This window comes from Micromonospora sp. RL09-050-HVF-A (genome assembly GCF_019374995.1).
Classification (GTDB): Bacteria; Actinomycetota; Actinomycetes; order Mycobacteriales; family Micromonosporaceae; genus Micromonospora; species Micromonospora antibiotica.
Genome location: NZ_JAGKQP010000002.1, coordinates 6,133,234 through 6,146,988, shown reverse-complemented (window position 1 = coordinate 6,146,988; position 13,755 = coordinate 6,133,234). Strand labels below are relative to the sequence as shown.

Sequence of the window (13,755 nt, the reverse complement as noted above, 5' to 3'; positions counted from 1 at the left end):
GTACCCTCGTGCCGTGGACGATCATCTGCCCGAGACGCTGCGCGTGTTGGAGCACGAACTCACGGCGCTGCTCCGCCGGGGCCGGGCACTGTCCTGGGAGATCGCCCGGGAGGTGCACCCCAACCTGGAGCCGAACGCGTACGGCCTGCTGCTGTGGTTGCGCCGGTCCGGGTCGACCCGACTGACCGACCTGGCCGCTGAGCTGGGCATCGGCAAGGGCACGCTGAGCCGGCAGATCCAGGGGCTGGAGGCGCTGGGCCTGGTGCGCCGCGATCCGGACCCGGTCGACCGGCGGGCGGCGCAGCTGCGGCTGACCGAGGAGGGCACCCGGCGGTTCGACGCCGCCCGGTCCGCCCGGATGGACCAGATCAACCGGTCGATGGAGACCTGGCCGAAGCGGGACGTCGAGGAGTTCGCCCGCCTGATGCACCGGTTCAACGAGACCTTCTGACCCTGTCGCGCCACTCCCCGGCTCCGGCGGGCGTCACCTGCTGACCCCGTTGCGGCCCGGCGGTGCGACGCGCCGACCCCGCCGCACCCCGGCCCGGCCCGACCCCGCCGCGCCCCGGCCCGCCGCGCCCCGGCCCGACCCCGCCCGGCCCGGCCCGGGGTCAAGGGAATAGAGCCAGGTCACCTCCGGTTGTTGCTTGGGGCAACGAACGCTTACGGTTGCCCGAGGCACCCTTTTCACCACCAGCGGAGGCAACGACGATGACCCAGGCGACAGCGCCCACCCGGGCGACCGGCGTCGAGATGACCCACCGGCAGATCCTGGAGGCCCTCTCCGGACTGCTGCTGGGCATGTTCGTCGCGATCCTCTCCTCCACGGTCGTCTCCAACGCGCTGCCGCGGATCATCACCGAACTCAAGGGCGGCCAGTCCGCCTACACGTGGGTGGTCACCTCGACCCTGCTGGCGACCACCGCGACCACCCCGATCTGGGGCAAGCTCGCCGACCTGACCAGCAAGAAGCTGCTGGTCCAGCTCTCCCTGGCCATCTTCGTGCTGGGCTCCGTGCTGGCCGGCCTGTCCCAGTCCACCGAGCAGCTCATCGCCTGCCGGGTGCTCCAGGGCGTCGGCGCGGGCGGCCTCACCGCCCTGGCCCAGGTGATCATGGCGACGATGATCGCGCCCCGCGAGCGCGGCCGGTACAGCGGCTACCTCGGCGCGGTGCTGGCCGTCGGCACCATCGGCGGCCCGCTGATCGGCGGCGTCATCGTCGACACCTCCTGGCTCGGCTGGCGCTGGTGCTTCTACGTCGGCGTGCCGTTCGCCATCGCCGCCCTGGTGGTGCTCCAGAAGACCCTGCACCTGCCGGTCGTCAGGCGCCAGGTGAAGATCGACTGGTGGGGCGCGACCCTGATCACCGCCGCCGTGTCGCTGCTGCTGATCTGGGTCACCCTGGCCGGCGACAAGTACGACTGGATCTCCGGGCAGAGCGCCGCCATGGTGATCGGCGCGATCGCCCTCGGCGTGCTCGCCGTCCGCGTCGAGAACCGGGCCAGCGAGCCGATGATCCCGCCGAGGCTGTTCCGCAACCGGACCATCACCCTCGCCGTCGTCGCCAGCATCGCCGTCGGCGTCGGGATGTTCGGCGCATCGGTCTTCCTCGGCCAGTACTTCCAGATCAGCCGGGGCGAGAGCCCGACCATGTCCGGTCTGATGACCATGCCGATGATCCTCGGCCTGCTGATCTCCTCCGTCGTCGTCGGCCGGATCATCACCCGGACCGGCCGCTGGAAGCGCTACCTGGTCGCCGGATCGGCGCTGCTCACCGCCGGCTTCGCGCTGATGGGCACGATCCGCTACGACACCCCCTACTGGCACCTGTCCATCTACATGGCGCTGATCGGGCTCGGGCTCGGCATGACCATGCAGAACCTCGTCCTCGCCGTGCAGAACACCGTCGACGCCCACGAACTCGGCGCGGCCAGCTCGGTGGTGGCGTTCTTCCGCAGCCTCGGCGGCGCGGTCGGCGTGTCCGTGCTCGGCGCGGTCCTCAGCCACCGGGTCAAGGACTACATCGCCGACGGACTCACCGCGCTGGGCATCCCGGCCACCGGCTCGGGCAGCGGCGGCGTGCTGCCCAACGTGCACACCCTGCCGGGGCCGATCCGGACCGTGGTGGAGAGCGCCTACGGCCACGGCGCGGGTGACATCTTCCTGGTTGCCGCCCCGTTCGGGCTGATCTCCCTGATCGCGGTGATCTTCATCAAGGAGATCCCGCTACGCCAGCACACCGGGGACGCCCGGACCGACACCGTCGCGCAGGAGTCCACCGTCGCGGCGGCTGCCGGGGCGGCGGTGGTCCGCACCGGGACCGACCGGTGAGCGTCCCCGTCGAGCGTGAGCAGTACGGCCCGCAGGCCCGCCCGCAGGAGTTCGAGCGGGGCACCGACGGACCCCGGGTCGTGCTGGTCGGGGTCGACGGCAGCCGCACCTCGCTACGGGCCGCCTCCTACGCGGCAGGGCTGGCCCGTCGACAGGGCGCCGGACTGGTGGTGGTCTTCGTCAGCGCACCGGCCGGCTACACCAGCCTGATGCCCGGGGTGGTGGCCGGGGCGGTCCAGCAGACCCACGACGAACTCGCCGACGACCTGCGACAGGAGTGCCGCCGGGGCGCGGAGGAACTGGGGCTGCCGGTGACGTTCCTGTGCCGGCGCGGCGACGCGTACACCGAGTTGCGGGCGGCAGCCGACGAGTCCCGGGCGGACCTGGTGGTGGTCGGCTCCTCCGAGCAGGCCGGGCACCGGCTGGTCGGTTCCGTCGCCACCCGCCTGGTCCGCACCGGCCGCTGGCCGGTCCTCGTCGTCCCCTGACCGGGGCAGGGTCGGCGACCGCCGCCTGCGCCGGGTCGTCGCCGGGCATCCGGGCCGGGTGGTGCCGCCGACGACGCGACGAATAACGGTCGCGGAATGTCGGACCGGGCGACGAGGATGCCGGGCATGACCTGGCGAGCACCGGACATCACCCGGACCCCTGAACTCCCCGTCGGCGACGAGCGGGCCATGCTGGAGAGCTGGCTCGACTACCACCGGCAGACCCTGCTGCTCAAGTGTGCCGGGCTCACCGGCGAGCAGTTGCGCACCCCGAGCGTGCCGCCGTCCGAGCTCACCCTGCTCGGCCTGGTCCGGCACCTGGGCGAGGTGGAGGCCTGGTGGTTCCGGGAGAACTTCGCCCGGCAGCAGGTCGACTACCCGTACGGTTCCGTGGACGACCCGGACGCCGACCTCGACGTGAGCCACGCCGACGCCGAGGCCGACTTCGCCACCTACCACGAGCAGGTCGAGCTGGCCCGGGCCGCCGCCGTGGGCCGCTCGCTCGACGAGACGTTCACCGAGGTCGGCACCAAGGGGCGGACCTTCAGCCTGCGCTGGGTCTACCTGCACCTGATCGAGGAGTACGCCCGGCACAACGGTCACGCCGACCTGCTCCGGGAACGCCTCGACGGGGTCACCGGCGAGTGACCCCGCCGCCGGTCGGCGCGGCCCACCCGTCCGCCGCCGGCCGGTCCGGTCGGGTCAGTGGGCCAACGCCGCCCGCAGGTAGCGCAGCCCCTCCGGCCCACTCCACCGGTACGCCGACAGCCCGGCCGCCCGCGCTCCCCGGACCGCCCAGTCCTCGTCGTCGACGAAGAGCACCCGCGCGGGCGGGGTCTCCAGCGCCGCACAGGCCGCCTGGAAGTACTCCTTCGCCGGCTTGTGCACCCCGACGACCGAGGAGTTGACCACCACGTCCAGCTCGCCGACCAGGCCCAGCTCGGCGAGGTCGGTGTCGAGCAGGTCGGTGGCGTTGGTGCCGAGACCCACCCGGACCCCGGCGGCCCGCACCTCGCGGACGAACGCCAGCACGTCGGCGTCGAGCTCACCCCGGTAGCGCTGCCACTGCTGCACCGCCGCCCGCGCCCGGTCCGGGCCGACCGACTCGGTCAGCGCGTCAGCCACGCTGGACACCCAGTCGGCGTGGCTGACCTGACCGGTCAGCACCGGTTGCAGCCTCCCCCAGTGCATGGCGATCTCGCCGAGCACCCCGGCGGAGAGGCCGTACTCCCGCTCGATGCCGGCGGCCACCGCCGGGTCCCAGTGGCGCAGCACGCCGTCGAAGTCGAGCAGGAGCGCCGTCGGCCGTTCCCGTGCCACTACTGATTCTCCTCAGTTCGGTCGGACCGCTCGTCGTCGGTCCGGTTGAGCCGTTGGCTGATCACCTGGGTGACGCCGCTGCGCATGGTCACGCCGTAGAGCGCGTCGGCGATCTCCATGGTCCGCTTCTGGTGGGTGATGACGATCAGCTGGCTCTTCTCCCGCAACTGGGCCAGCAGCGTGATCAACCGACCCAGGTTCACGTCGTCGAGGGCCGCCTCCACCTCGTCCATGATGTAGAACGGGCTGGGCCGGGCCCGGAAGATCGCCACCAGCATCGCCACCGCCGTCAGCGACCGCTCACCACCGGAGAGCAGCGACAACCGTTTGATCTTCTTGCCGGGTGGCCGGGCCTCCACCTCCACGCCGGTGGTGAGCAGGTCGTCGGGTTCGGTGAGGATCAACCGGCCCTCGCCGCCGGGGAAGAGCACGGTGAAGACCTGCTCGAACTCGCGGGCGGTGTCGGCGAACGCGCTGGCGAAGACCTCCAGGATCCGCTCGTCGACGTCCTTGACCACGGTGAGCAGGTCACGCCGGGTGGCCTTGAGGTCCTCCAGCTGCTCGGAGAGGAACTTGAAGCGCTCCTCCAGGGCGGCGAACTCCTCCAGCGCGAGCGGGTTGACCTTGCCGAGCAGGGCCAGTTCCCGTTCCGCCTTGGCGGCCCGCTTCTCCTGCACCGGCCGCTCGTAGCGGACCGGCTCGGGCACCGGCAGGCCGTCGCGTTCGGCGGTCGCGACGTCCACCGGGGTCGGCGGGACGGGCTGCGCCGGGCCGTACTCGGCGAGCAGGGTCTCCAGGTCCAGGCCGAAATCCTCGGCGGCCTTGGCTTCCAACTGCTCGATGCGCAGCCGCTGCTCGGCGCGGGCCACCTCGTCGCGGTGCACCTGGCTGGTCAACCGCTCCAGCTCCGCGCCGAGCCGCTTCGCCGCCCCGCGTACCTCCTGGAGTTCGGCTTCCCGGGCGGCGCGTTCGCGGGCGACCGCGTCGCGGTGCTCCTCGGCGCGCGCGACGGAGGTGCCCAGCCGGGTGAGTGCCTCGCGGGCCCCGCCGACCACGGCTCGGGCGATCGCCGCACCCCGGGTCCGGGCCGCCCGCCGGGCCGCCGCCCGCTCCCGGGCCGCCCGCTCGGCGGTGGCCTGCCGGGCCAGCGAGTCGGCCCGGCCGGCGATCGAGGCGACGCGCTCCTCGGCGGTACGCACCGCGAGCCGGACCTCCATCTCGTTCTGCCGGGCCCGGGGCACCATCGCGGCGAGCTGGTCCCGGTCCTCGGTGGAGGGTTCCGCGTCGATCGGGGTGTCCTCGGCGAGCCGCAGCCGCTCCGCCAGCTCGGCGAGGGCGGTCAGGTCACGTTCCCGGGCCGCCTCGGCGCGGGACCGGCTCTCACCGAGCCGGTCGGTCTCCGCCCTGGCCGAACGGGCCGCCGCGCCCAGCTCGGCCAGCCGGCGGGCGGCGGCGTTGCGGTGGCTCTCCGCCTCCCGTTTCGCGGCGGCGGCGTGCTGCACCGCCTCCTTCGCGGCGGCCACCTCGGCGCGGGCGTCGACGAGCTGGTCGCGCAGCTCCGCACCGGTCCGTTCGGCGGTGAGCCGGTTGGTGCGGGCCTCCTCCACGGCGGCCTGCACCTCGATGAAGCTGGCCGCCTTGGCCGACCCGCCGGCCGCCGCGTACGCCCCGACCACGTCACCGTCCGGGGTGACCGCGCGCAGCTCCGGGTTGTCGGCGACCAGCTCGGCGGCGGCGGCGAGGTCGTCGACCAGCGCCACGTCACGCAGCGCCCGGTGTACGGCGGGACGCAGCTCGGGGGCGCACTCCACCAGGTCCGGCGCCCACCGGGCGGACTCCGGAAGCCGGGGCGCAGCGCGTCGGCGGAGCCGGTCATGCCGGGTCCGGCGGGGCCGCCGACCAGCAGGCCGGCCCGGCCGGCGTCGGAGATCTTCAGCAGCCGCATCGCCTCGACGGCCTCGTCCACCCCGGTGACCGCCACCGCGTCGGCGAGCCCACCGAGCGCGGCGGCGAGCGCCGCCTCATGGCCGGCGGCGACGGTGAGCAGCCCGGCCAGGCTGCCCAGCAGGCCGGGCACCTCGTCGGCGCGGGCCAGCAGCGCCCCGGCACCGTCCTTGCGGCGCAGGCCCAGGGCGAGCGCCTCCTCGCGGGCCTTCCACGTCGCGGCGTCCTTCTCGGCGGCCCGCTCGGTGTCGGTCAACGCCCGGACGATGGCCTGGGCCCGTTCGTGGGCGGCCACCGCCTCGGCGTGCCGGTCGTCGAGTTCGGCGTTGTCCCGGTCGGCCTCGGTGGACTGTTCGGCGACCGCGTCCAGCTCGGCCTGGGCCTGGTCGGCGCGGGCCAGGGCATCGGCATGCGCGGCGGCGAGCCGGTCGATCTCCTCGCCGGCGCTGGTGGTGCGGGCCCGCGCCGAGTTCACCTGCCCGGTCAGCCGGGCCAGGCCCTCCCGCCGGTCGGCGATCGCCTTGGCGGCGGCGACGAGTTCCCGTTCGGCGGCGGCGAGCTGGCGTTCCAGCTCCTGCCGGTGCTCGACGGCCTCGGCGAGCCGGATCTGGTCGTCGGTGAGCGCCGCGCGCAGCTCCTCCTCCTGCTCGCGGACCCGCTGCGACTCGGCCTCCAGCTGGTCGGGGTCCCGGCCGGGTCGCTCGTCGTCGCCGGTGGCGCTGAGGTGGCGCAGCCGTTCCCGGGCCACCTGCTCCACCGAGCGGAACCGTTCGGCGAGGGCGGAGAGCTTGTACCAGGTGTCCTGGGCGGCGGCGAGCAGCGGCGCGTCCTCGGCGAGCGCCGCCTCCAGCTCACCGAGACGGCCCTGCACCTCGGTGTGCTCGCCCTCGATCTGTTCGCGCCGCTCCCGCAGCGCCGTCTCGTCGGCGATCTCCTTGTCCAGGGTGACCCGCAGGGTGTGCAGGTCGTCGGCGAGCAGCCGGAGCCGGGCGTCGCGCAGGTTGGCCTGGATGGCGGCGGCCCGGCGGGCCACCTCGGCCTGCCGGCCCAGTGGCTTGAGCTGGCGGCGCAGCTCGGCGGTGAGGTCGGTCAGCCGGTTGAGGTTGACCTGCATCGCGTCGAGCTTCCGCAGCGCTTTCTCCTTGCGCTTGCGGTGCTTGAGCACGCCGGCCGCCTCCTCGATGAACGAGCGGCGGTCCTCCGGTTTGGCGTGCAACATGCCGTCGAGCCGGCCCTGACCGACGATGATGTGCATCTCCCGGCCGATGCCGGAGTCGCTGAGCAGCTCCTGGATGTCGAGCAGCCGGCACGAGTCGCCGTTGATCTCGTACTCGCTCTCGCCGGAGCGGAACATCCGGCGGGTGATGGAGACCTCGGTGTACTCGATCGGCAGCGCGCCGTCGGTGTTGTCGATGGTGAGGGTGACCTCGGCCCGGCCCAGCGGCGCCCGCCCGGCGGTGCCGGCGAAGATGACGTCCTCCATCTTGCCGCCGCGCAGCGCCTTGGCGCCCTGCTCGCCCAGCACCCAGGCGATCGCGTCGACGACGTTGGACTTGCCGGAGCCGTTCGGGCCGACCACGCAGGTGATCCCGGGCTCCAGCTTCAACGTCGTGGCGGAGGCGAAGGACTTGAACCCCTTCACCGTCAGACTCTTGAGATGCACCTGTCCGATCCTCGTCCGGTGGCCACCGCAGGCGTCGCGGGCTGCGCGGACCTGGTGAACCCGCAGACTAACCCGTCGGTACGCGGTGGCCGGCACGCGACCCGCCCCGGCCCCCGGTGCCGCACCCCGTACGGTCCGGAAAATGATCGGGTGTGCTACGCCACATCGAGTGACAAGATCACGAATTGACGCCCGGGAGAATTGCCGGCGACAGCACTGCGCGCCGGCACAAAAAAGTGTCGGCGCGCTATTTCGCGGTGGTGCTGTTCAGTTTTCTGCGGTGCCGAAGATCAGGTGAGCGCCGGCTCGGCCAGCCGGAGGAGGTCGTCCACCTCCGCCGCAGCCGCCGCGAGCCGATCATTGTCGGCGCGCAGGCGCGTGATCTCGAACTCCAGGGCCTGCACCCTGGAACGCAGTCGGGTGACCTCGTCGAGCAGACGCCGGTCGGGCGCTGCACCTACGTGGCCGTACAGGGCCTTCGCCATGCTAACTCCTTGATATGCGCTGCCGGAAAAGCCGGCCAACGCGCGCCCATTTCGTGTTCGCGACTACTACCGGGCCACCGAGTTCCGGGCGTGGCTGGGCGCGACTGGCGACACCTACATATTGAGCGATAATCCGCCGTTCGTCAAGTTCTCGCAGGCCGTAGATCATCTACACGCCTACCCTGACGACTGCGCCGGGGGCCGTAAGGCTCGGACACTCTCTGTCCGGACTTCTTGACTCTACGCCTTCCCCGGCGGCTACGGTGACCCTGGATGTCTGCCCGGCCTTAACTCTTCCTTAGCCGCGTTGCCGCTGTTCCCGTTGCCGCCGTAGCGTCACCCCGGCCCGCAACCGACCCGTGGAGGCGACAGGCGTGTACGGCTCGACCGATCCGAACGACCCGGACGCCGCATACCGACGGCCGCAGCCGTTGGCGGACGACCCGGCCTGGCTGACCGACCGTCCCGAGCCCCGCTCGGCGTACCTCTTCGGTGACGACCCGACGCCGGACGGCCCGGATCGGACCGGCCCCGACCCGGCCGGCACCTCCGCCGGGCGCTTCGCGGGTGGACCCGACCGCTGGGCCGCCGGACCGCCACCCGCCGGTGACCACCGGCCCGACGCGGCACCCGGCCAGCACCCGGCGGAACCGACCGGAACGTGGCGGAACGAGCCGGCGGACCGGTGGCGCGACGAGCCGACCGGCCGGTGGACCGCAGCGGCCGTCGGGCAGTTGCCGACCGCCGACCGGACCGACCGTCGGCAGGACGAACCGACCGGGACCTGGCAGGACGGACCGACCGGGACCTGGCAGGACGACCGGACCGACCGCTGGCAGGCTGACCAGACCGGTCCCACGCAGGGCGGGCCCGCCGGTTCGTGGCAGGACACGCCGACCGGGCCGTGGCACGGCGAAACCGACGGGCAGTGGCAGGGCGAAACCGACGGGCAGTGGCAGGGCGAACCGGCCGGTGGCTGGCAGGGCGGGCACGCCGACCGGTGGCCGGACACGCAGGGCGGGCAGACCGACCAGTGGCACGGCGAGCAGGCCGGGCCGTGGGGTGGCGAGCAGGCAGGGCCGTGGCACGGCGATGCCGCCGACCGCTGGCAGGACACGCCCGGCGAGCCGGCCGACCGGTGGCAGGACGAGCAGACCGGGCGGTGGCAGGGCGAACCGGCCGGGACGTGGGGCGGGGACACGCACCCGGCCACCGGGCAGGACGGGCCCTGGGTGGGCGAACCGGACGGGCGGCCGGCGTACCTGAGCGGAGCCGGTTGCGGGCCCACCGACCGGGACGCCACCGCGCTCGCCCCGGCGGTCGTGCCCGCCGGCGGACCGACGACACCCACCGGCAACGGCCGGCCGACCCCCACCGGCCCCGGCCGGCCGCGTCGCCGGCTGAAGCGTCCACTGCTCATCGGCGGGGCCGCCGCCGCGGCGACCCTGGTGGTGAGCCTGGGCATCGGCGCGCTGATGCTGCCCGACGACGACGAGCGCACCGACCCGGCCGCCCTCGACGAACCGGTGGCCACCGCGCCGGTCATCCCGGACACCGCACCGAGCACCACCGCACCGACCTCCCCCAGCCCGTCACCGAGCCCGTCAGCGGCGTCGCCGAGCCCGTCGCCGAGCCGCAGCGTCACGCCGACGCCCGCCCCGAGCCGGACCCAGCCGGCGTCCCGGCAGACCACCCGGGGCGGCAACATCCCCACCGCGGCGACCACCACCCGGGCCGCGGTCAGCGGCGGCGGGGGCAGCCAGGTCCAGCAGGTCGTCGACCTGGTCAACGCCGAACGGGCCAAGGCCGGCTGCGCCGCCGTCACGGTGGACGCCAAGCTGACCCTCGCCGCCCAGCAGCACAGCCAGGACCAGGCCGACCACAAGAACATGACGCACACCGGCAGCGACGGCAGCGACGCCGGCCAGCGGCTGGACCGGGCCGGTTACACCTGGCGCACCTACGGCGAGAACGTCGCCTGGAACCAGCAGACCCCGGCTGCGGTGATGGACGCCTGGATGAACAGCTCCGGCCACCGGGCCAACATCCTCAACTGCGCGTTCACCGAGATCGGCGTGGGTGTGGCCGACAGCAACGGGCCGTACTGGACGCAGGACTTCGCCGCCCCGCGCTGACCGGGGACGGCCGGCCCCCGGCGACGACGTGACCGCGTCGTCGCCGGGGGCTTCTCGTTTGACCGGGTGAGGCGTGCGACGTACCGCACGGGACCCGGGAGCCGCCGATGCGCATCCGGCCGTCAGCGTCCGCGACGCGCGGCGGGTCGCCGCTGCCCACCCGGCCACCACTGCGCCACCCGGCCCGCCGGGTGCTGTCGGCCACGCTGGCACTCACCCTGCTGACCCCGGTGTACGCCTGCCGTCCCGACCTCGGCCCGCCCGGCGCACCGACCCCGTGGCCGCCCGGTACGGCCCGGCAGTGGCGGTGGCAGTGGCAGCTCACCGGCCCGGTCGACACCACCGTCGACGCCGACGTCTTCCTCCTCGACCCGGTCCGGGTGAGCACCGCCGAGACCGGGGCGTTGCGTCGGCGCGACCGGCGGCTGATCTGTCACGTGCCGGTCGGGACGTACGCCGGGACGGATCCGGACGCCGCGCGCTACCCGGCGGCGGTCGGCGGCGGTGCGGCCGGGCGGCCCGGGAGCCGGTGGGTCGACATCCGGCGGTGGGACCTGCTGCGTCCCGTCCTGGCCGACCGGTTCCGGCTCTGCCGGGGCAAGGGTTTCGGCGCGGTGGCCCTCGTCGACGCCGACGGGTACGCCCACCGGTCGGGTTTCCCGCTCGACTTCGACGACCAGTTGGCTTTCAACCGGCGGTCCGCCGCGCTGGCCCGGGCCCTGGGTCTCTCCCCCGGCCTGGTCGGCGACGTCGCGCAGGTGGCCGCGCTGGCCCCGGACTTCGACTTCGCGGTCGACGAGGAGTGCGTCCGGCTGCGCCGCTGCGCCAAGCTGCTCCCCTTCGCCGACGCGGACAAGCCGGTCTTCCAGGTCGAGTACGCCGGGGACCCGGCGGGTTTCTGCGTGACGACCGTCGGCTACGGCTTCGCCTCGATCCGCAAGAACCGCACCCTGGACGCCTGGCGCGTGCCCTGTCCCACCGTCCCCGGGCCGGTCCCCGGCACGCCGGGGTGACCCGGACCGCGAGCTGCGGTCCGGGTCACCCGCGCCGCCGGCCACGGCGCTGCACCACCCGCAAGGGCGGTCACCGGCGGCGAGTGGGCGGGGCGGCGGCCCCGGCGCTGGTGGAACGGCCGGTCAGTGTGCCCCGACCAGCTCCGGCGTCGGGTCGGCCGGTGGGGTGGCGGCGGGCCGGCTGCGCCCGCGCAGGAAGCGGGGCGCCCACCAGTTGGCCTCGCCGAGCAGGGTCATCACCGACGGCAGCACCACCGCCCGGATGATCGTGGCGTCCAGCAGGATCGCCGCGGCCAGCCCGATGCCGAGCTGCTTCATGTCGATCGTGCTGAGCGAGGCGAAGATCGCGAACACCCCGACCATCACGATCGCCGCGCTGGTCACCACCCCCGCCGAGGAGGTGATGCCGTAGGCGACCGCGTCGGCGTTGGACCGGCCGGCGCGTACCGCCTCCCGGATCCGGCTGACCACGAAGACGTGGTAGTCCATGGAGAGCCCGAAGAGCACCACGAACAGGAACAGCGGCAGCCAGGAGACGATCGCCCCCATCGAGGTGAAACCGAGCAGGTCCTGCGCCCAGTCGCCCTGGAAGACCAGCACCAGCAGGCCGTAGGCGGCCCCGGCGGAGAGCAGGTTGAGCAGGATCGAGGTGAGGGCGACCACCACCGACCGGAACGTCCAGGTCATCACGAGGAAGGTCAGCGCCAGCACGAACGCCATCACCAGCGGCAGCTTCTCCCGGATGTGCCGGGCGTAGTCCTCGCTGGCGGCCACCCCGCCACCGACGGCGTACTCGACGCCGGGGATGCCACGCAGTGCGGCGGGCAGCAGGTCGTCGCGGAGTTCGTGCAGGGAGCTCACCGACCGGTCGTCCCGGCTGGCGTACGGGGTGGCCACCTCCAGCACCGACACCCGGCGGTCCGCCGACACCTCGATCTTCGGGCCGTCCGCCTCCAGGGGGGCGAACAGCGGGTCGGCGGCGGCGGTGCGGGCCAGCCCGGTCAGCGCGGCGCGCACCTGTTCGGCCTGGTCGGCGGGGGCCCGGACGGCGACCGTGTGGCTGGTGCCGGTGCTCGGGAAGGCGGCGGTCAGCCGGTCGTACGCCTGCATCGCCGGGGTGGTCCGGGGCAGGTCCTCCATGCCGGGGAACTTCAGCTTCATGCCGAGCGCCGGGGCGGCCAGGGCGAGCAGCAGCCCCACCGAGACGATCAGGGTGGCCCGGGGCGCGCGCAGCGCGGGCCGCAGCACCGCCGGCCAGAACCGGGGCCGGGCCGGCTGCCCGTGCCGTCCGGTGCGGGGCGCGGTGAGCCGCCACAGCAGCGGCACCCGGGGGCGGTCCACCCAGCGGCCCAGCTTGGCCAGCAGTGCCGGCAGCACGGTCAGCGAGCCGGTCACCGCGACGGCGACCACCAGGATCGAGCCGACGGCGAGGGACGAGAAGACCACGTCGTCGGCGAGCATCAGGCCGGCCATCGAGATGATCACCGCGAAGCCGGAGACGACCACGGCGTGCCCGGAGGTCTCGGCGGCGATCTCCACCGCGTCCAGCCCGGACCGACCCTTGGCCCGTTCCTCCCGTTCCCGTCGGACGTAGAACAGCGAGTAGTCCACCCCGACGGCCATCCCGATCAGCAGGATCACGCTGGAGGTGGTGTCGGTGGCGGGCACCAGGTGGGAGGCGAGGGTGGACAGCCCCATCGCGGCGGCCACCGAGGAGAGCGCCAGCAGCACCGGCACCCCGGCGGCGATCAGCGCGCCGAACGCGACGATCAGGATGGCCAGGGTGACCGGCAGGCTGAGCAGCTCGGCCCGCTTGAAGTCCCGGCCCAGGGTGTCGTCCAGGGCCTGGTTGATCGACGGGCCGCCGACCTGCTCGATCCGCAACTGCGGGTGGGCGGCCTGGGCGGCGGCGGTGGCGTCACGCAGCGGCTGCACCCGGTCGGCGGCGGTCTCCGGATCGCCGGCCATGGTGACCGGCACCAGCAGCGCGGCACCGTCGCGCGACGGCACCGGCTCGCCCACCGACGCCACCCCGGTGATCTGCCGCAGCCGGTCGGCCGCGTCGGTCGCCGCGGCCTGCGCGGCGGCCCGGTCCAGGGTGCCGGTACGCGGGGTGATCAGGATGTTCTCCACCGCCGGATCGGTGAACTTCCCCTCGGTGACGATCACGTCGGCGTGACCGGACTCGCCGATCGCCTGGTCCGCCTGGGTGGCCTCGTTCAGGCCGGCGGCGTTGCCACCGACGAAACACACCGCCACGAAGACCACCCAGAGCGCGATCGCGCGCCACGGGTGCTCGGCGCTCCACCGCGCCAACCGCACCGTCACCGGTCTGCCGCCCATCTCCGTCGGGCCCCCTTCCCGTCGGCGCCCTGC

At 73.8% G+C, this 13,755-nt stretch carries 9 protein-coding genes and 1 pseudogene; 6 read left to right on the top strand and 4 right to left on the bottom strand.

The features are described from left to right. The first annotated feature begins 13 nt into the window (after window positions 1–13). The 4 genes from J7462_RS27265 to J7462_RS27250 all read left to right on the top strand — a co-directional run bounded on the left by J7462_RS27265 (window position 14) and on the right by J7462_RS27250 (window position 3,467). Complete coding sequence (locus J7462_RS27265; protein ID WP_307826066.1) at window positions 14–451, top strand: MarR family transcriptional regulator; 438 nt, start codon at window positions 14–16, stop codon at window positions 449–451. 260 nt (window positions 452–711) lie between these two features. Then, the gene (locus J7462_RS27260; RefSeq protein WP_219468280.1) at window positions 712–2,331 is read left to right on the top strand and encodes an MDR family MFS transporter; all 1,620 of its coding nucleotides are present in this window, start codon (window positions 712–714) and stop codon (window positions 2,329–2,331) included. Then, window positions 2,328–2,819, top strand: a complete 492-nt coding sequence (locus J7462_RS27255) for a universal stress protein (RefSeq protein ID WP_219468277.1) — start codon at window positions 2,328–2,330, stop codon at window positions 2,817–2,819. Before J7462_RS27260 ends, J7462_RS27255 begins: the two co-directional genes overlap by 4 nt. Window positions 2,820–2,945: 126 nt before the next feature. Continuing rightward, window positions 2,946–3,467 carry a DinB family protein gene (locus tag J7462_RS27250; protein WP_219468274.1) on the top strand — a complete coding sequence of 174 codons (522 nt, stop codon included), beginning with the start codon at window positions 2,946–2,948 and terminating at the stop codon, window positions 3,465–3,467. Between the two features lie 54 nt (window positions 3,468–3,521). Here J7462_RS27250 and J7462_RS27245 read toward each other — a convergent pair whose 3' ends face one another. From J7462_RS27245 to J7462_RS27235, 3 genes and pseudogenes are all read right to left on the bottom strand, one after another. After that, the gene (locus tag J7462_RS27245; protein ID WP_219468269.1) at window positions 3,522–4,139 is read right to left on the bottom strand and encodes an HAD family hydrolase; all 618 of its coding nucleotides are present in this window, start codon (window positions 4,137–4,139) and stop codon (window positions 3,522–3,524) included. Beyond that, window positions 4,139–7,746: pseudogene (gene smc / locus J7462_RS27240) on the bottom strand (chromosome segregation protein SMC). The gene J7462_RS27245 and the pseudogene smc overlap by 1 nt, the downstream one beginning before the upstream one ends. Before the next feature lie 290 nt (window positions 7,747–8,036). Next, on the bottom strand, window positions 8,037–8,231 hold the full coding sequence (locus J7462_RS27235; protein ID WP_067305353.1) for a hypothetical protein: 195 nt from the start codon (window positions 8,229–8,231) through the stop codon (window positions 8,037–8,039). Between the two features lie 374 nt (window positions 8,232–8,605). Between J7462_RS27235 and J7462_RS32660 the strand changes: the two genes are divergently transcribed. After that, window positions 8,606–10,366 (top strand): CAP domain-containing protein, encoded by a 1,761-nt coding sequence (locus tag J7462_RS32660; protein WP_308291049.1) that lies wholly within the window; start codon window positions 8,606–8,608, stop codon window positions 10,364–10,366. Window positions 10,367–10,473: 107 nt separating this feature from the next. Next, the gene (locus J7462_RS27225) at window positions 10,474–11,379 is read left to right on the top strand and encodes an endo alpha-1,4 polygalactosaminidase (RefSeq protein ID WP_219468266.1); all 906 of its coding nucleotides are present in this window, start codon (window positions 10,474–10,476) and stop codon (window positions 11,377–11,379) included. A gap of 123 nt (window positions 11,380–11,502) precedes the next feature. Here J7462_RS27225 and J7462_RS27220 read toward each other — a convergent pair whose 3' ends face one another. After that, window positions 11,503–13,722 (bottom strand): MMPL family transporter, encoded by a 2,220-nt coding sequence (locus J7462_RS27220; RefSeq protein WP_219468262.1) that lies wholly within the window; start codon window positions 13,720–13,722, stop codon window positions 11,503–11,505. Between the last annotated feature and the right edge of the window lie 33 nt (window positions 13,723–13,755).